The sequence below is a fragment of the Achromobacter sp. JCM 18799 genome, from assembly GCF_055395645.1.
In genome coordinates this window covers 5,448,877-5,466,331 of sequence record NZ_AP043866.1, presented here as the reverse complement: position 1 = coordinate 5,466,331, position 17,455 = coordinate 5,448,877, and the positions used below count along the sequence as shown (strand labels likewise).

Genomic DNA, 17,455 nt, shown 5'->3' with positions numbered 1-17,455 from the left:
CGCCCCGGCCGCGGCTACCTCCGCCGCGGCTTTCCGCCCGCCCGGCCCCGCGCCGCGCGCCGCCTCCCTGCCCCATGTACATCGCCCGCGCGGCGGACGTAACATAAGCCTCAGTCCGTGTGAGGCGGCAGGGTTCAAACAGCCAGAAAGTTCACCGTGCCCTGACAGGGCGCAAAGGCACCTATGATCTCGCTTACGCCCGTTCAATCACTGCTGGCATGCTGCCTCGTCCTGGTCATCGGACGCGTGCTCACCACCAAGATCGGCGTCCTCGCCCGCTACAGCATTCCGGACCCCATCGTCGGCGGCCTCCTGTTCGCCGTACTGGCCTACCTGCTGGCGACCTGGGGCGGCGTCTCCGTCTCGCTGGAAACCAGCATCAAGCCGACCTTGCTGCTGCTGTTCTTCGGCAGCATCGGCCTGACCGCCAACCTCAAGCTGCTGGCCAAGGGCGGCCCCAGGCTGATTGCCTTCCTGCTGGCCCTGATTCCGTTCCTGGTGCTGCAGAACGCCGTCGGGCTGGGCATGGCCTGGCTCCTGGACATGCATCCGCTGATGGGCCTCTTGGGCGGCACCATCACGCTGGTGGGCGGTCACGGCACGGGCGCGGCCTACGCCACGCGCTTCGCCGACTTCAACAACATCCAGGACGTGATGGCGCTGGCGATGACCGCCGCCACCCTGGGGCTGGTGCTGGGCGGCGTGGTGGGCGGGCCGGTGGCCGAATGGCTGATGCGGCGCCACAAGCTGGCCGGCAGCCTCGACCACGCGCCCGGCGACGGCCACGAGCCTGCGGACCTGATGGAAAACGCGCCCGCGTCCTCCGCCGGCTCCTACATCGTGTCCCTGACCGCCGCCCTGGTCTGCCTGGTGGTCGGTGGCTACCTGGCGGCCTTGGTTGAGGACGCCCCGGTCAGCCTGCCCAACTTCCTGTGGTGCCTGGCCACGGGCGTACTGATCCGCAACGGCGGCGAAAAGCTGGGCCTGAAGCTGGACGACCGCGCCACCGAAATCATCGGCACCATCTCCCTGTCGCTGTTCCTGGGCATGACGATGATGACGCTGGACCTGTCCAGCGTGGCGCGCCTGGCCGGCCCGCTGGCCCTGATGCTGGCGGTGCAGACCCTGGTATGCGCGCTGTATGCCGCCTGGGTCGTGTTCCGCATGCTCAAGCGCGACTACGAAGCAGCCATCATGTCGGCCGCGTTCTGCGGCTTCGCGCTGGGCGCGACCGCCACCGCCATTGCCAATATGCAGGCGCTGACGCGGCGCCATGGCCCGGCGCCGGAAGCGTTCATCGTCGTGCCGGTCACCGGCGCCTTCCTGGTCGACATCCTGAACGTGATCGTGCTTACCTCGCTGATCTCCTTGCCGTTCGTGGGAGGCATGTGACCATGTTCAAACGCCTTGTCATTCTGAGCTTCTGCCTGCTGCTGGCGGCCTGCGGCCGCGCGCCCGATACCGACGCCCTGCGCGCCGACGTGGAACGCAGCCTGGCCACCGCCTACGGCGCGGACCTGTTCCGTATCGCCGGGATCAAGCGCATGGGATCGGCCTCGGACAGCAGCGCCCCGGCGGGCGAAACCCGCCGCGTGGTCTATTACGACGTCGAACTGGACCTGGCGCGCAACATCACCCTGGGCGCCTGGGACCAGCCCGGCGCCGCCGCGCTGGTCACGCTGCTGGGCGCCGGCCCGCGCAGCATCAGCGGCGTGAAATCCGGCGGCAACCAGGCGGGCGACCGCATCGTCGCGCACGCCAGCGCCATCTACCGCAAGGAAGGCGACGCCTGGAAGCTGGTCACCCCGGCCGGCTTCAAGGCGGCCGAGGCGCCCAACCTGGACACCGGCGCGCCGCCGCCCGTCACGCGCCAACTGCTGGACACGCTGGACCAGATCACCCATTCGGTTTCCTACAGCGCCTCCAGCACCGCGCAGCACGTAGTGCAACAGGAACTGGAACGCTCCGTGGCGCGCATCAACGGCCGGCTGGCCCGCATGCAACAGGGCTACCCGCTGGCCGGCGGCCCGGACCGCGGCGAGTATGTAGCGTTTGCGCGCGCCCTGAGCGACGTCGCGCGCAAGCAGCAGATCCGGGTCTCGCCGCTGATCACGGGCGGCGGCGCCGAGAACATCGCGCTGCTGCGCAGCGGCGACGCGGTGGTGGGACTGGCCCAGGCCGACACGGCGCGGCTCGCCTATGACGGCAAGGGCCCATTCGCGGGCCAGGGTCCCTTCACCGGCCTGCGCGCCCTGGGCAGCCTGTATCCGGAACTGGTCCATATCGTGGTCCGCGACGACGCCGCCCTGCGCGGCGTACGCGATCTCAAGGGCAAGACCATCGCCCTGGGGCCGGAAGGCTCGGCGGTGCGCGCCACGCTGGAAACCGTGCTCGCCGCCCATGGCCTGCAAGCCGGCCGCGACTACACCGTGGCCGACACGCCCTTCACCGAGTCCCTGCCGGCGCTGAACTCCGGCAAGGTCGACGCCGCCGCCCAGGTCATCGGCGTGCCCGCCACGCCCTTGCGCGATGCGCTGACCCAGGCGCGACTGAAGCTGCTGCCGCTGGACCCCGCCGCCATCAAGGCGCTGACCGGGGCCGAGGACAACGCGCTGATGCCGCTGGACATCGCCGCCGGCACCTACCCCAATCAGACGGAGCCGATCCCCACGGTGGGCATGGCCGCGCTGCTGCTCACCACCGCGGACCTGACCCGAGACGAGGCCCTGGTGATCGTGCGCGCGGTCTACGTGACCGGGCAGGACCTGCTGGCCGCCGGATCCGCCCAGGGCGCCCAGGTAGGGCTGGCGACCGCCCGCCGCGGACTGACCGTGCCGCTGCACGACGGCGCCCAGGAAGGGCTGGCCAAGCTTGAACAGGCCAAGCCGCAATGAAGCCGGTTGCGCTTATGATTGCGCTCCCTACCAGGAATCCCCATGAATAAATTCGATCTGCAGAAAAACCAGGCCCTAAAGCTGGCCGGCCAGCTCAAGCAAGCCTCCACCCCGGACCGCTTCGGCACCGCCTCGCAAGTGCCCGACCGCCGCGAACAGCGCAAGCTGGACCAGGCCGCCGGCCTGGTGCCGTTCCCCCTGAAGCTGTCGCAGGCCCACGCCGACAAGCTGCGCGCCCTGGCGGCCGAACGCGGCGTGTCGACCAACGACATCGTGGCCGAAGTGCTGCAAAACGCGCTGGACAAGTAAGCGCATGCATATCTGGGTCGATGCGGACGCCTGCCCCGCGGTCATCAAGGACATCCTGTTCCGCGCCGCCCAGCGCTGGCAACTGCCGCTGACGCTGGTGGCCAACCAGATGCTCTACACCCCGCCCTCCCCGCTGATCCGCGCGGTGCAGGTGCCGCGCGGCTTCGACGTCGCCGACGCCCACATCGCCGAACGCGCGTGCGAGGGCGACCTGGTGATCACCGGCGACATCCCGCTGGCCGCGCAAGTCCTGGAAAAAGGCGCGATGGCCCTGAACCCGCGGGGCGAACGCTATACGCCGGAAACGATCCGGGAGCGGCTGGCGTTGCGGGACATGATGGAAGAGCTGCGGGCCAGCGGCGTGGATACCGGCGGCCCGGCGGCATTCAGCCAGGCCGACCGCAAGGCCTTCGCCAACCAGCTGGACACCCTGCTGGCGCGCGCGGCGCGCAAGACGCAGCCGGGCTCGGCAAGCGGTCAATAGAAGGTGATGTAGGCCTTGTAGATGATCGTGCCCAGGGCCGTGATCAGGCCTATGCCCATCAGTCCCATGCCGATATTGCGGTCGCGCAGCCCGAAGCCGACCAACATGAGCGCCACGCCGGCGACGATGATGATCAACATGGTATTGGTGTGCTCGGACATGACCTTCTCCTGTTCGCCTATGCCTGGCCCCACGGGCCAAAGCCTTTGTTATCAATGATAGTCAGGCTCGCATGCGACGCGGCTCAATCGACGTGAGTCCGCTTGCGACAAATCAAGAGAAGGGTAATGAAAGGGACGGTTCAGCGCAATGGCTTGCATGCCATATGCAAAGCGCCCGGATTTAAAGGCGTACCCAATGCGTCCTGAGCGCAAAACAAAAAAGCCAACCTCGCGGTTGGCTTTCTTTGCTTTGCGTCTTTTTTAACCTTGGTACGCCGACAACGATAAGCCTGAGGCTTACGTCATCTTCCAAGGGTCTTTGGTGGGTAGTACTGGGTTCGAACCAGTGACCCCTGCCGTGTGAAGGCAGTGCTCTACCACTGAGCTAACCACCCCGAAAGAGGCGAAATATTAGCACGTTTTTTTGAACGCGTGCAAGTCGCCTCGAAAAAACTTTATGCGGCCGCCACTGGCGCGTCGATCTTGCGCCAGGTGCACTCCCCTCCCACGGACTTGTCCAAGGCCGCGAGATAGTTTTCGTGCTCGGCCAGTTCCGCCTCGCTGGCCTTGATCACGGGCAGGCCCGAAGCGTCGAAGCGGGCCAGTTCGATACCATTGCCGCCGCCGCTGGCGCCGTCGTCCACGTCGATCAGCAGCGCGTCCTGGCCGCGGGTCATGGCCAGCCAGACTTCCGCCAAGAGCTGCGAGTCCAGCAATGCGCCGTGCAGGGTGCGGTGGGCGTTGGAAATGCCGAAGCGGTCGCACAGCGCGTCCAGCGAATTGCGCTTGCCTGGGAACAGCGAGCGCGCATGCAGCAGCGAGTCCGTGACCGTTTCGCAGTACTCGGTGACCGGGCCGCGCCCGGTCTTGGCGAGTTCGGCGTTGAAGAACTTGACGTCGAACGCCGCGTTGTGCGCGATCAGCTCTGCGCCCTGGATGAACTTGACGAATTCGTCCGCGACATCGGCGAAGCGCGGCTTGTCGGACAGGAACTCGGTAGTCAGGCCGTGCACCGCCAGCGCCTCGGGGTCGCTGTCGCGGTCCGGGTTCAGGTAGATGTGCAGGTTGTTGCCGGTGGTCATCCGGTTGACCATCTCCACGCAGCCGATCTCGACGATGCGATGGCCCTGGGCAGGGTCCAGTCCGGTGGTTTCAGTGTCAAAGATGATCTGGCGCATAACTTATTCCGACGCTTGGGCAGGCGCGGCGGGCTGCGCGTGCGGCGCCGGAGCGGGGTCCGGATGATGCGCTGCGCTGCCGGCCTGGCCGGGTTTCTTGCGTGCGGTGGCGATCAAGGTGTAGGCCACCGGCACGACGAACAAGGTCAGTAGTGTACCCAGCATCAGCCCGCCCACCAGAACCCAGCCGATCTGCTGGCGCGATTCCGCCCCCGCGCCCGTGGACAAGGCCAGCGGCACGGTGCCCAGCACCATGGCGCCGGTCGTCATCAGGATGGGGCGCAGGCGCAGCACGCTGGCTTCGACCACCGCCTCGAACAATTCCTTGCCTTCGTCGCGCAGCTGGTTGGTGAATTCGACGATCAAAATGCCGTGCTTGGTGATCAGCCCCACCAGCGTGATCAGGCCGATCTGGCTGTAGATGGACAAGGTGCCGCCGGTCAGCCACAGCGCCAGCAGCGCGCCGGTCATGGACAGCGGTACCGACAGCATGATGATGAAGGGATTGCGCCAGCTTTCGAACTGCGCGGCCAGCACCAGGTAGATGAAGGCCAGCGCCATGGCGAAGACCAGGTAGATGCTGCCGGAGGAATCGCGGAACTCGCGCGACTGGCCGTCCAGGTCGGTGACGATGGTGTTGGGCAGCACCTCGCGCGCCACCTGATGCATATGCGTCAGAACTTCGCCCAGCGCGTAGCCGGGCGCCACCGCGCCGTCGATCTTCACGGCGCGCAGGCGGTTGAAGTGGTTCAGCGATTGCGGCGACACGCCCTCATGCACGCCCAGCAGGTTGTCCAGCTGCACCATGCTGCCGTCGCGCGCCCGCACGTAGATGCCCGAGATATCGGTGGGGTTGGCGCGGTCGCGCGGCGTCACCTGCACGATCACGTCGTACTGTTCGCCTTCGTCCTTGTAGCGCGTGACCTGGCGGCCGCCCAGCATGGATTCCAGGGTGCGGCCCACGGTGTCCACATTGGCGCCCACGTCGGCCATCTTGTCGCGGTCCACGCGCACCCGCAGCTCGGGCGTATTCAGGCGCAGGTCGGTGTCCAGGTTGATCAGGCCGGGATACTTGCGCAACTCGGTCAGGAACACTTCGGTCAGGCGCGACAGCTCGGCGTAGGACGCCTGGCTCATGATGATGAATTCCACCGGCTTGGAACGCGCCGACTGGCCCAGCGACGGCGGGTTGGTCGGGAATGCGCGCACCCCGGGCAGCGAGGCGAATTGCGGCTGCAGCTGCTGCGTGATGGCCTGCTGCTTGCGGCTGCGCTCTTCCCAGGGTTTCAGGCGCAGGATGGCGGTGCCGTCGGTCACGGTAGGAAAGCCCACGGTCACCTGGCTGCCGCTGGCCTCCGGAATGTCGGAGTAGAACTTTTCGATGCCCAGCATGCTTTCCAGCGTGTAGTTCAGCGTCGCCCCTTCAGGCGAGCTGACGATGCCGAACACCACGCCGCGATCCTCGATGGGCGCCAGCTCGCTCTTGACCACCTTGAACAGCACGCCGCTCGCGGCCGCGACCGCCAGGCCGATGGCCACCACCACCCAGCGGTGGCGCAAGGCCAGCGCCAGCGCGCGCCGGTAGCCGTTGCTCATGCCGTTGAGCCAGCCTTCGATCAGGTTGTACCAGCGGCTGTGGCTGCTCTGGTGGCGCAGCAGCACCGAGCACATCATGGGCGTAAGCGTCAGCGCCACGAAACCGGACACCAGCACGGCGCCGGCCAGCGCCAGCGCGAACTCGATGAACAGCCGCCCGGTGCGGCCCGTGGCGAAGGCCAGCGGCGCGTACACGGTGACCAGCGTCATGGTCATGGCGACCACCGCGAAGCCGATCTCGCGCGAACCGCGCAGCGCGGCCTCCTTGCGCGGCATGCCCTCTTCGATGTGGCGGAAGATGTTCTCCAGCACCACGATCGCGTCGTCCACCACCAGGCCGATGGCCAGCACCATGGCCAGCAGCGTCAGCGTGTTGATGGAAAAGCCGAACAGGTACATCAGCGCGCAGGCGCCCACCAGCGACACCGGAATGGTGACGATGGGGATGATGCTGGCGCGCAGGTTGCGCAGGAAGAAGAAGATCACCAGCACCACCAGCACGATGGCTTCGCCGATGGTGTGGAACACGGAATCGATGGAGCGTTCGATGAACACCGACGAGTCGTACGCGATGTTCAGCTTCATGCCGGCCGGCAGGTTCTCGTTCAGGCGCGCAACTTCCTCGCGCGCCGCCTTGGACAGTTCCAGCGGGTTGGCGGTGGACTGGCGCGTCACGCCGATGTTGATGGCGGGCTTGCCGTTGAAGCGCGACAGCACGCGGTCGCTGGCGGCCGCGATCTCCACGTTGGCCACGTCGCGCATGCGAACCGGATAGCCTTTGACGTTGGCGACGATCACGTTCTCGAACTGCGCGGGCGTCTGCAGGTCGGTAGAGGACACCACCGAGAACTCGCGGGCTCGCGATTCGATGCGGCCTGCCGGAATCTCGACGTTCTGGCTGCGCAGCGCGGCCTCCACGTCCTGCACGGTCAGGCCGTAGGCGGCGAGCTTGTCGCGGTCCACGTAGATGCGCATGGACGGCAGGCGTTCGCCGAAGACGCGCACCTCGGCCGCGCCCGGCAGCACCGACAGGCGGGTCTTGATGTAGCGGTTGATGTAGTCCGAGGTCTGGATCGCGGAATACGACCCGGACTCCACCGCGATATAGATGATGGGTTGGGAGTCCGCTTCGACCTTGCCGATGATGGGCTCGTCGATCTCGTCGGGCAGGAAGCGCCGCGCGCGCGAAACCTTGTCGCGGACTTCCGCGGCCGCGGCGTCCGGGTTGCGGGACAGGTTGAACTTGATGTTGATGAGGCTGCGTTCCGAGCGGCTGCGCGAGGTCATCACGTCCACGCCCTCGATGCCGGCCAGCTGGTCTTCCAGCGGCTTGGTCACCTGCGACTCGATCACCTCGGGCGAAGCGCCCTTGTAGGTGGTGTCCACCGACACGATGGGCTCGTCGATCTTCGGATACTCGCGCACGGTCAGGCGCGAATATGAAATCAGGCCGATCAGCACGATGATCAGCGACAGGACCGATGCGAACACCGGCCGCTTGATGCAGGTTTCCGAGATACGCATTGCGCTACCGCCAAAAATGGAAAAAGGCCGGCGTCACGCGCCGTTGCCCAGAACGGTCACCGCGGCACCGTCCGTCACCCGCTGCAAGCCCGACACCACCAGTTGGTCGCCCGCCGCCACCCCGGTCAGGATTTCGACGCGGCCCTCGCGGCGCTCGCCGATGGTGACCTCGCGCCGCTCGGCCACGCCGTTCTTGACCCGGTAGACGTACTGCGTCGCGCCCGAGGGCGACAGCGCGGCTTCCGGCGCGACCAGCGCCTTGTCCTGGCTGAACTGCAATTGCACTCGGGCGAACATGCCCGGGCGCAGCACCGCATCCTTGTTGGCGACCGTGGCGCGCAGCAGGATGGAGCGCCCGCCCGCGTCCACCAGCGGGCTCACCGCATAGACCACGCCCTGGCGCTCCTGGCCGGGCAGCGCGTCCATGCGCAGCGTCAGCGGCTGGCCCACGCCCACCTTGCTCAAATACATTTCAGGGACGCGGAAGTCGACCTTGAGCGGATCGATCGCCTCCAGCGGGGCCAGGTCCTGGCCCTGGTTGACGTAGTCGCCCACCGACACGCTGCGCAAGCCCGCAATGCCGCCAAATGGCGCCGAGATCGTCATCTTGTCCAGCCGCGCCTGCGCCAGCGCCACGGCGGCTTCCTGCACCTTGAGCGTGCTGGCGGATTCGTCGCGCGCCTGCTGGCTGACGAAGCCCTTGCCCTGTAGCTCGACCGAGCGCCGGTAGTGGCTTTGCGCCAGCGTCAGGTTGGCGCGGGCCTGGGCCAGCTCGGCGCGCGGCACGGAATCGTCCAGGCGGATCAGCACGTCGCCGCGCTTGACCGGCTGGCCTTCCTTGAAGTCGATCGACTGGATGCGGCCCGCGACCTCCGGCCGCAGCACCACGGACTCGTCGGAACGCAGGCTGCCCACGGCCGAGATGCCGCGCGCGAACGGTATTTCCTGGGCGGCGGCCACCTCGACCCGGACCGGCACGGCGCGCGTGACCAGGGGCGCTTGAACGGCGCCGGGTTGCGGACTGGCGGTTCCGTGGTCGAGCCAGCGCGGCACAAAAATGCCGAGCGCGGCCCCCGCGGCCAACCCTGCCGCTACGGCGGCGAGCAGTACTGCTTTTTTCATGCGCGAATGTGGCGGTATTGCGGCGCGGGCCTGGCATGCCCCCACGCGGACTGCGCCGCAGGAACTGGAATGAGGGTTGGCACTTTAGCACCCGGATTTACATACTGGAACAATCCTGAAGCCGGATGAAAGAACTAAATCCGCCCCAGAGGGCGGATTCGAGGGTATATCCCGATGCCCTCAGCCCCGGCGGGCCGATTCCACGCCCATGTTGGCCAGCTGGTCGGCCCGTTCGTTGCCGGGATCGCCGGCATGGCCGCGAACCCAGCGCCAGGACACGGTATGGCGCTGTACCTGTTCGTCCAGCAGTTGCCACAGCTCGGCGTTCTTGACCGGCTTCTTGTCGGCCGTCATCCAGCCGCGCCGCTTCCAGTTGGCGAGCCATTCGGTCATGCCCTTCATCACATACTGGGAGTCCGTATGGATGGTGACCGTGCACGGACGCTTGAGCGCGCGCAGGCCCTGGATGACCGCCAACAGTTCCATCCGGTTGTTGGTGGTCTGGAGTTCGCCGCCATGCAGGGTCTTTTCGTGGCTGCCGGCGCGCATCAGCACGCCCCAGCCGCCCGGACCGGGATTGCCCTTGCAGGCGCCGTCGGTCCACATTTCCACTTTCTGCTCGTTCGCTTTGTCGTCCTGCATGGTGCTGCTTGGTATTCCTTGCAAAAAAATTGGCCCCGCGGCGCGGGGCTGGGCCCATCAGGAGCCGTCGTCCGCGTGGCGGTTGACCACCACGGACGCGGCGCGGGCGCGTTTGGGCTTGGCCTTCTTCCAGGCCGGGCCAATGATACGCATGCCGGCTACCCGCTTGACGGCCGACACCAGATAGACCGCGCCGCCCACGCTCCACCAGCGGGCGCCCGCCGACTCCAGGAAGGACCAGCGCTGCAGCCACTTTTCGCTGCGGCAGGCCGGCGCGTAGCAGCCGAAGTGGCTGGTCTCGACCTCGAGCGACAGCAGCTTGAACCAGTCCTTCAGGCGCGGCAGGGACACCTGGGATGACGGCGGCTGCGGCAGCCAGGGTTCCATGCCGGGCATGCGCGTGCGCGCGCCCCACATGCTCCAGGGATTGAAGCCCGAGATCACCACCCGCCCTTCGGGCACCAGCACGCGCTCGACCTCGCGCAGCACGTTGTGAGGATCCTCCGCGCACTCGAAGGCATGCGGCAAGATCAGCAGATCCACGCTCTGGGACTCGAACGGCAAGGCCTCGGGTTCGGCCAGCACCACCCGCGACTGCCAGGCGGCCGCGCTTTCCGCGGACGGGGTCTCGCCGCCCACGTAGCCCTTGAAGGGCATGCGGTTGGCGCGCAGCAGATTCATGTCCGCCAGGCCCACCTGCCAGGCGTAATATCCGAACACGTCCGCGACAGCCGCGTCGAACTGCGCCCGCTCCCAGGCCAGCACGTACTGTCCCGGCGGCGTCTGGAACCATTCGGCCAGTTCTACAATCGGCGGAGTATCTTCTGCCACGTTCTATTCCTTCGAATCCCATGCAAGCCTTGACCGCCCCCACAGGCGGCCGCGATCGCAACGCCGCGGTCTTGCCGCTACCCGCCTTCAATGACAACTACATCTGGGCCATCGTCCGCGGCAATGAAGCCGCCGTGGTGGATCCCGGCGACGCCGGCCCGGTGCTGCACTGGCTGGCCCAGAACGGCTTGAGACTGCGCGCCATTCTACTCACGCACCATCACGGCGACCACGTGGGCGGCGTACCGGAATTGTCCCGCATCGAGGGCATCACCGTATACGGCCCCGCGCATGAGCAGCTGCCGCGCTGCGACGTGCGCCTGGCGGAGGGCGACCGCGTGGCGATCCCGGAACTGGACCTGGACCTGGCCGTGCTGGACGTTCCCGGACACACCGCCGGCCACATCGCCTACTACGGCCGCGCGGCCGGTCTGGAGCCGGTTCTGTTCTGCGGCGACACCCTGTTTGCGGCGGGCTGCGGCCGTCTTTTCGAAGGCACTCCGGCGCAAATGCATGATTCTTTAGGGAAATTTGCTGTTTTACCGCCAGATACACAGGTTTTTTGCGCACACGAGTACACTCTAGCGAACTTGCGCTGGGCCTTGGCAGTCGATCCGGCCAACCGCAGCCTGCAACAGTGGCACCAGCAGGCCCAGCAATTACGAGCAGAAGGTCTTCCCACGCTTCCGTCCACCATCGGGCAGGAACGCGCGGCCAATCCGTTTTTGCGCACGCAAGAAGTTGAGGTCGTCCACGCCGCAGAGCGCTGGGCCGGCCGCAGCCACGCTACGCCGGTAGAGGTTTTTGCCTCCCTTCGTGAATGGAAGAACGATTTCAAGTGACAACCTGATGAATCTATCCCGAATCCTTCTGCCGCTCATGCTGGCAGTCCTCGCCGGTTGCGCAGGAACCAAAGCCCCCGATAGCAAGAACCTCACCACCAATTCGCAAGGGCGATACATCGCCCGCGACACGTCCCGGACGGTTGACCTGACCAACCCGCCCGCCGACGCCTGGGACCGCATCCGCCGCGGTTTCGCCATTCCCAACCTGAACACCGACCTCTCGCAGCAGTGGACCGACTACTACGCGTCCCACCCCGAGTCGGTGCAGCGCATGGCGGAACGGGCCGGCAAGTACCTGTATTTCATCGTCGACGAGATCAACCGCCGCGGCCTGCCGACCGAGCTGGCGCTGCTGCCCTTCGTCGAAAGCGCCTACAACCCGACCGCGCTGTCCCGCGCCCAGGCATCCGGCCTGTGGCAGTTCGTGCCGGCCACGGGCCAGCACTTCAACCTGAAGCAGGACTGGTGGCGCGACGAGCGCCGCGACCCCATCGCCTCGACCAACGCGGCGCTGGACTACCTGGAAAAGCTGTTTGAAATGCAGGGCGACTGGTACCTGGCGCTGGCCTCGTACAACTGGGGCGAAGGCTCGGTGCAACGCGCCATGGCCAAGAACGAAGCGGCCGGCCAGGGCACGGACTACCTGTCCCTGAACATGCCCGACGAAACCCGCAACTACGTGCCCAAGCTGCAGGCCATCAAGAACATCATCGCCGATCCGCAGCGCTATGCGGTGGCCCTGCCCCCGGTGGGCAATACGCCCTACTTCGTGACGGTCCAGAAGAACAGCGACATCGACCTGGAAATCGCCGCCAAGCTGGCGGAAATGCCGCTGGACGAATTCAAGGCCCTGAACCCCTCGTTCAACCGCCCCGTGATCCGCGGCGACCACGGCCCCACCCTGCTGCTACCGGCCGACCGTGTCGAAATCTTCAACGCCAACCTGACCAACTACAAGGGCGATCTCAGCGCCTGGAAGATCTACCACTCGCGCCGCGGCGAATCCTACGCCTCGATCGCCAAGCGTTTCGGCGTGAGCGAAGCCACGCTGCGCCAGACCAACGACATCGGTTCGCGCCAGAAATCCGCCTCCGGCCAATCCCTGCTGGTGCCGGGCGAGCCCGGCACGGGCGGCGTCCAACTGGCCTCGCTGGCCACGCCGGTGGGCGCACTGGACTCGGCGCCGTCGGACAACAAGGCTGCCGCCCCGCGCGGCCGCGCCGCCCAGGCGCCGGCTGCCCGCGTGGCCAGCGCCCGCCCCAATGTCCGCACCCACAAGGTGCGCCAGGGCGACACGCTGTTCTCGCTGGCCAAGCAGTACGGCACCTCGGTCGACGCGCTGCGCGCGCTCAACAACATCAAGGGCAGCGCCCTGAAGGTGGGCTCGCAGCTGCGCGTGCCGGGTACCAACGCCCGCGGCTGATTGGCGCTTGCATGCAAAAGGCGCGTCCCGCGGGACGCGCCTTTTTTATGCCCGGCCGCTCGCTACCGGGCCTGCCCCGCGAACTGCGCGCTCCATTGCGCCAGTTGGCCCGCCGTGACGCCCACGCCGCCGCACAGGATCACCGCCACCGAGCGGGCGTTCTTCAGAAACTCCGAACCGCTGTCCAGCGCCGCCACCGAGGCGCCGCAGGCGGGTTCGACCAGGATGCGGTGCTCCAGCAACACGTCTTCGCAAGCCGCCACCGCGGCGGCGTCCGACACCACCACGCTCTCGATGGGATGCTCCTTGGCCAGGTCCAGCGCGCGGTCGCAGACCTGCCGCGCGCCCAATGAGGTCGCAATGGACCGGATCTCGGGCAACAGCACCGGCGCCCCCGCGCCCAGGGCCTGGGCATAGGAGTCGGCGCCGGCCGTCTCGGCCGCGATCACCGGCACGTCCGCCCAGCCGTTGCGCCGCAGGCCCTCGACCACGCCGCACAGCAGGCCGCCGCCGCCGACCGAGCAGATGACCGCATCCGGTCGGCCGCCTTGCCGGGCCAGCTCGTCGATCATGGTTGCGTGTCCCTCCCACAGCAAGGAGTCATCGAAGGGATGCAGGAACGCGTCCGCCTCGGTCATGAGTTCCAGCGCGCGGGCGTTGGCTTCCATCCAGGAAGCGCCATGCACGATGACCTCCGCCCCTTCCGAACGGATCAGGCTCTTGGCGCGTTCCGAGGTCGTGGCAGGCACCACCACGGTCACCGGCGTGGCCAGCATGCGGCCGGCGTAGGCCACCGCGTACCCGGCGTTGCCGCCGGACGAAGAGATGAAGCGCCGGGCGCCGCGGGATTTGTAGATCTGGCACGCATGGCCTATGCCGCGGGCCTTGAACGAGCCGCTGGGCTGCAGCGCCTCCATCTTCAGGCGCACGTCCTTGCCGCTGCGCAGGGAGAAGGCGCGGGATGCGAGCGCCGGGGTTTCGATATGGATTGCCATGTTCCGTTCTTCAAGAATGAGTAAATCAGACCGCGCTGGCCACGACGCAACAAACGTTGCCGGGCACGACGATGCCGGGATGGCGCTTGGCGAAGATGACGCCGCTGGTCCCGTAAACCAGTTCAACCGGCGCACGCCGCGGATCGAAGGTCTGGTGGATTCGGCCTGCGGGCTGGCCGGCCTCGACGGCCTCGCCATGCCGATGATAGGCCTCGAACACGCCGCGATCCGAGGCGATGACATAGGACTTCGCGCCGCTGACCTTGCACAGGGGCGCGGGCTGCGCCGCCAGCGGCTGGGCGCAAGCCTGGTCCAGCACACCCCAATGCGCCAGCACGCGCAGCGCGCCGGCGCGGCACAGCGCGAGCGCGCTGTCGGTCACGGTGCCGCGTCCCGCCATCTCGGTGCTGACGCAGGTAAGCCCCGCCGCCACCGCCGAAGCAACGCTGGTGCGCGTGTCGCCCAGCGTGTCCAGCATCACGTTGAAGGGCGCGCCGAAGGCCATCACGGCATCGATGTTGCGCTGGGTTTGCGCGGCATCCTGCGAGGGCTGCACCAGGGCGCTGGGAATGATGTCCAGCGACGAACCGCCGGAATGCAGGCTGAGAAACGCGTCGCCGCGCGAGAACAGTTCGTCGCTGACGTAGGCGGCGATCTGTTCCGTGATGCTGCCCGCATGGTCGCCGGGAAACGTGCGGTTCAGGTTCTTGCCGTCCAGCGGCGAGGTGCGCAGGCCGGCTTCAGCCGCCGGCGCGTTGAGCGCGGGCATGATGATCAGGCGGCCCCGGACGCGCTCCAGCGGCAGGTCGCGGATGAGTTCGCCCAGCACGATCTGGCCTTCGTACTCGTCTCCATGATTGCCGCCTTCCAGAATGACGGTGGGGCCGTCGCCATTGGCCAGCACCGCCATGGGTATGCGCACCGTGCCCCAGGCGTCTTCGTGCGGCGACTGCGGGATGTGCAGGAAGCCCGCCTGGCGTCCAGGCGCGTCGAGATCGATGTCGGTGAACGCCGTCGCGCAGTGCGGGTTGCGCGCCGGCAGATGCGCGACCCGCCGGTCACGCAATAGAGGCGACTCGCGGAATGTCGGTTTCGTCATAGACCTTTTGGGTATACGTTATGGGTTTCGATCGGGAAAATATAGGTATTTGACCGATCAGCAACAAATACTTTTGATGTTTGCTACATATGCCCAGGAGGCATGGCATGGAGTTGAGACAGTTGCGCTATTTCGCGGCGGTGTGCGCAGCCGGCAGCGTGGCGGGCGCGGCGAAAGCGTTGCATATCGCCCAGCCCGCGCTGTCGCGCCAGATGATGGCGCTGGAAGAGGAGTTCGGCGCGCAACTGCTGGTGCGCTTGCCGCGCGGCGTGGCGCTCACGCGCGCCGGCGAGGCGCTGCTCGCCCAGGCGAAACTGATGCTGGCGGGTTCTGAAACCCTGCGGGCGCAGGTGGCGCTGGCGGCCCACGGCAAGGCGGGCTCGCTGAAGATCGGCATCATGCCCGGCTACAGCTGGCTGCCCGGCCTGGGACAGGCGATCGCCGCCCTGTCGCGCGCCTCGCCCGACACCGACGTGCAGCTGGAATCCGGCCTGTCGGCCTGGCAGCTCGACGCGATCAAGCGCCACGAGCTGGACGCGGGCGTCGTCGCCTGGCGCTCTCCGCTCGACTGCGAAGTGGAAGGAATGAAAATCTATGAAGACCGCATGCTGCTGGCCATGCCCGCGGCGGTGGCGCGCAGCGTCGGCAAGATCCGCACGCTCAAGGACCTGGCGGGCCAGAGATTCATCCTGTTCCCGCGAGCCGGATCGCCCTCGCACTATGACGCGCTGGTCCGCATCCTGAAGGCCGCCGGCATTCCGGTGACACGCCCGGCCGCCGTGGCGACCGATCTTCCCACCATCCTCGGCCTGGTGTCGGCCGGACTGGGCTGCGCCGTCATTCCCGCCTCGTTCCGGCAACACGGCCCGGCCGGCGTCGTCTTCAAGGAAGTCGGCGGCATAGACCTGACGTTCGACCTGGAGCTGGTCTGGCGCGCCGACCAGCGCGATCCCTTGCTCGCCAGTTTCGTACGCCTGTTCCCGCCGCCCGGAAAACCGTCCTGAGGCTCATGCCAGTCGGACGCGTCCCAGGGATTTTCATATCGCGAAACCGCGCAAACTCCTTAAAATAGGCGGATTCCAGAGGGAAAAAATCAAAGGATAGAAATATGGGCTTTCTCGCCGGCAAGCGCATCCTGGTCACCGGGGTGCTTTCCAACCGATCCATCGCCTACGGCATCGCGCGCGCCTGTCACCAACAAGGCGCCGAACTGGCGTTCACCTACGTGGGCGACCGCTTCAAGGACCGCGTAGGCGAATTTGCCGCCGAATTCGGCAGCAAGATCGTGCTGCCCTGCGATGTGGCCGAAGACAGCCAGATCGAAGGCGCCTTCGCCGAACTCGGCCAGCACTGGGACGGCCTGGACGGCCTGGTGCACTCCATCGGCTTCGCCCCGCGCGAAGCCATCGCCGGCAACTTCCTCGACGGCCTGTCGCGCGAAGGCTTCCGCATCGCGCACGACATCTCGGCCTACAGCTTCGCCGCCATGGCCAAGGCCGCCCTGCCGCTGATGGAAGGCCGCAACGGCTCGGTGCTGACGCTGACCTACCTGGGCGCCGAACGCGTGGTTCCGAACTACAACACCATGGGCCTGGCCAAGGCCTCGCTGGAAGCCAGCGTGCGCTACCTGGCGACGGCGCTGGGCCCGCGCGGCATCCGCGCCAACGGCATTTCCGCCGGCCCCATCAAGACGCTGGCCGCCAGCGGCATCAAGGACTTCTCGGCCATCCTGAAGTTCGTGGAAGCCCAGGCTCCCCTGCGCCGCAACGTCACCATCGAAGACGTGGGCAACGTCGCCGCCTTCATGCTGTCGGACCTGGCCGCCGGCGTGACGGGCGAGATCACCCACGTGGACGCCGGTTTCTCGACCATCGTCCCGGGCATGGAAGACTGAGTCCGCGCGCGGCGGGGCCGCCGGCCCCAGCCGCCGCAGCCGGCCTGGTCAGGCCGGCTGCACCACCACGGTCGACACCTGCACGTCCACCGCCGTCATCAGCTTGTGCACCGGGCACTTCTCGGCCACCGCCAGCAATTCGTCTACCTGCGCGTCGGACAACTCGCCGTTCAGCGTCAGCTTGGCCGTCAAGCGGTAGATCCCCTTGCGCTCCTCGCTGGCGTCGCGCACCACCTCCACTCCCACCGACTCCAACGGCAGGCCCTTGCGCTGCGCGTAGACCATCAAAGTCATGGCCTTGCAGCCGCCCAATGCGGTATCGAAGTAGTCGTGAGGATCGGGGCCGGCGCCGGCAGGCTGGGGCATGTCCAGCGGCAGATCGTGGCCTTCGGCCGTGGCGGTGAATTGCAGCGTGTTGGGCGCATTCTGGCGCACGCGGATGCTCATGGGTCCTGTCT

At 67.1% G+C, this 17,455-nt stretch carries 17 protein-coding genes and 1 tRNA gene; 8 read left to right on the top strand and 10 right to left on the bottom strand.

Features of this window, described 5'->3' with window-relative positions:
• The first annotated feature begins 183 nt into the window (after positions 1–183).
• The 4 genes from gltS to ACZ5YA_RS25770 are packed head-to-tail and all read left to right on the top strand — an operon-like array spanning position 184 to position 3,687.
• A complete protein-coding gene (gene gltS / locus ACZ5YA_RS25785; protein ID WP_059372954.1) occupies positions 184–1,392 on the top strand; it encodes a sodium/glutamate symporter in 1,209 nt (402 codons plus the stop codon).
• Positions 1,389–2,894 carry a TAXI family TRAP transporter solute-binding subunit gene (locus ACZ5YA_RS25780; protein ID WP_306634262.1) on the top strand — a complete coding sequence of 502 codons (1,506 nt, stop codon included), beginning with the start codon at positions 1,389–1,391 and terminating at the stop codon, positions 2,892–2,894. Before gltS ends, ACZ5YA_RS25780 begins: the two co-directional genes overlap by 4 nt.
• A 42-nt stretch (positions 2,895–2,936) precedes the next feature.
• Positions 2,937–3,203 (top strand): hypothetical protein, encoded by a 267-nt coding sequence (locus ACZ5YA_RS25775; protein ID WP_054458453.1) that lies wholly within the window; start codon positions 2,937–2,939, stop codon positions 3,201–3,203.
• A 4-nt stretch (positions 3,204–3,207) separates the two neighbouring features.
• Positions 3,208–3,687: a YaiI/YqxD family protein gene (locus tag ACZ5YA_RS25770; protein ID WP_464091413.1), complete on the top strand. Its 480-nt coding sequence runs from the start codon at positions 3,208–3,210 to the stop codon at positions 3,685–3,687.
• On the opposite strand, the gene ACZ5YA_RS25765 is transcribed toward ACZ5YA_RS25770, so the two are convergent.
• From ACZ5YA_RS25765 to ACZ5YA_RS25735, 7 genes are all read right to left on the bottom strand, one after another.
• Complete coding sequence (locus ACZ5YA_RS25765) at positions 3,681–3,848, bottom strand: hypothetical protein (RefSeq protein ID WP_118932573.1); 168 nt, start codon at positions 3,846–3,848, stop codon at positions 3,681–3,683. The genes ACZ5YA_RS25770 and ACZ5YA_RS25765 overlap by 7 nt on opposite strands.
• Positions 3,849–4,168: 320 nt before the next feature.
• A tRNA-Val gene (locus ACZ5YA_RS25760) sits at positions 4,169–4,243 on the bottom strand.
• Between the two features lie 60 nt (positions 4,244–4,303).
• Positions 4,304–5,026 carry a DNA polymerase III subunit epsilon gene (gene dnaQ / locus ACZ5YA_RS25755; RefSeq protein WP_059372948.1) on the bottom strand — a complete coding sequence of 241 codons (723 nt, stop codon included), beginning with the start codon at positions 5,024–5,026 and terminating at the stop codon, positions 4,304–4,306.
• 3 nt (positions 5,027–5,029) lie between these two features.
• Positions 5,030–8,146 (bottom strand): efflux RND transporter permease subunit, encoded by a 3,117-nt coding sequence (locus ACZ5YA_RS25750; RefSeq protein ID WP_118932571.1) that lies wholly within the window; start codon positions 8,144–8,146, stop codon positions 5,030–5,032.
• Positions 8,147–8,179: 33 nt separating this feature from the next.
• A complete protein-coding gene (locus ACZ5YA_RS25745) occupies positions 8,180–9,268 on the bottom strand; it encodes an efflux RND transporter periplasmic adaptor subunit (protein WP_059372944.1) in 1,089 nt (362 codons plus the stop codon).
• Positions 9,269–9,448: 180 nt separating this feature from the next.
• Complete coding sequence (gene rnhA / locus ACZ5YA_RS25740; protein WP_059372942.1) at positions 9,449–9,910, bottom strand: ribonuclease HI; 462 nt, start codon at positions 9,908–9,910, stop codon at positions 9,449–9,451.
• 57 nt (positions 9,911–9,967) lie between these two features.
• A complete protein-coding gene (locus ACZ5YA_RS25735; protein ID WP_464091412.1) occupies positions 9,968–10,741 on the bottom strand; it encodes a class I SAM-dependent methyltransferase in 774 nt (257 codons plus the stop codon).
• 20 nt (positions 10,742–10,761) lie between these two features.
• Here ACZ5YA_RS25735 and gloB point away from each other — a divergent pair, with 20 nt between their 5' ends.
• Both gloB and ACZ5YA_RS25725 read left to right on the top strand, forming a co-directional pair.
• On the top strand, positions 10,762–11,583 hold the full coding sequence (gloB, locus tag ACZ5YA_RS25730; protein WP_059372934.1) for a hydroxyacylglutathione hydrolase: 822 nt from the start codon (positions 10,762–10,764) through the stop codon (positions 11,581–11,583).
• A 7-nt stretch (positions 11,584–11,590) separates the two neighbouring features.
• Positions 11,591–13,009 carry a transglycosylase SLT domain-containing protein gene (locus ACZ5YA_RS25725; RefSeq protein WP_464091411.1) on the top strand — a complete coding sequence of 473 codons (1,419 nt, stop codon included), beginning with the start codon at positions 11,591–11,593 and terminating at the stop codon, positions 13,007–13,009.
• Between the two features lie 62 nt (positions 13,010–13,071).
• On the opposite strand, the gene ACZ5YA_RS25720 is transcribed toward ACZ5YA_RS25725, so the two are convergent.
• The gene (locus tag ACZ5YA_RS25720; RefSeq protein ID WP_464091410.1) at positions 13,072–14,004 is read right to left on the bottom strand and encodes a pyridoxal-phosphate dependent enzyme; all 933 of its coding nucleotides are present in this window, start codon (positions 14,002–14,004) and stop codon (positions 13,072–13,074) included.
• A 25-nt stretch (positions 14,005–14,029) separates the two neighbouring features.
• Complete coding sequence (locus ACZ5YA_RS25715; RefSeq protein ID WP_118932568.1) at positions 14,030–15,103, bottom strand: succinylglutamate desuccinylase/aspartoacylase family protein; 1,074 nt, start codon at positions 15,101–15,103, stop codon at positions 14,030–14,032.
• Between the two features lie 107 nt (positions 15,104–15,210).
• On the opposite strand from ACZ5YA_RS25715, the gene ACZ5YA_RS25710 reads away from it, so the two are divergent.
• Both ACZ5YA_RS25710 and fabI read left to right on the top strand, forming a co-directional pair.
• Complete coding sequence (locus tag ACZ5YA_RS25710) at positions 15,211–16,107, top strand: LysR family transcriptional regulator (RefSeq protein ID WP_464091409.1); 897 nt, start codon at positions 15,211–15,213, stop codon at positions 16,105–16,107.
• 104 nt (positions 16,108–16,211) lie between these two features.
• On the top strand, positions 16,212–16,997 hold the full coding sequence (fabI, locus tag ACZ5YA_RS25705; RefSeq protein ID WP_013391441.1) for an enoyl-ACP reductase FabI: 786 nt from the start codon (positions 16,212–16,214) through the stop codon (positions 16,995–16,997).
• Positions 16,998–17,045: 48 nt separating this feature from the next.
• Here the strand turns inward: fabI and ACZ5YA_RS25700 are convergent, their stop codons facing one another.
• Complete coding sequence (locus tag ACZ5YA_RS25700) at positions 17,046–17,444, bottom strand: OsmC family protein (protein WP_059372921.1); 399 nt, start codon at positions 17,442–17,444, stop codon at positions 17,046–17,048.
• Positions 17,445–17,455: the final 11 nt, after the last annotated feature.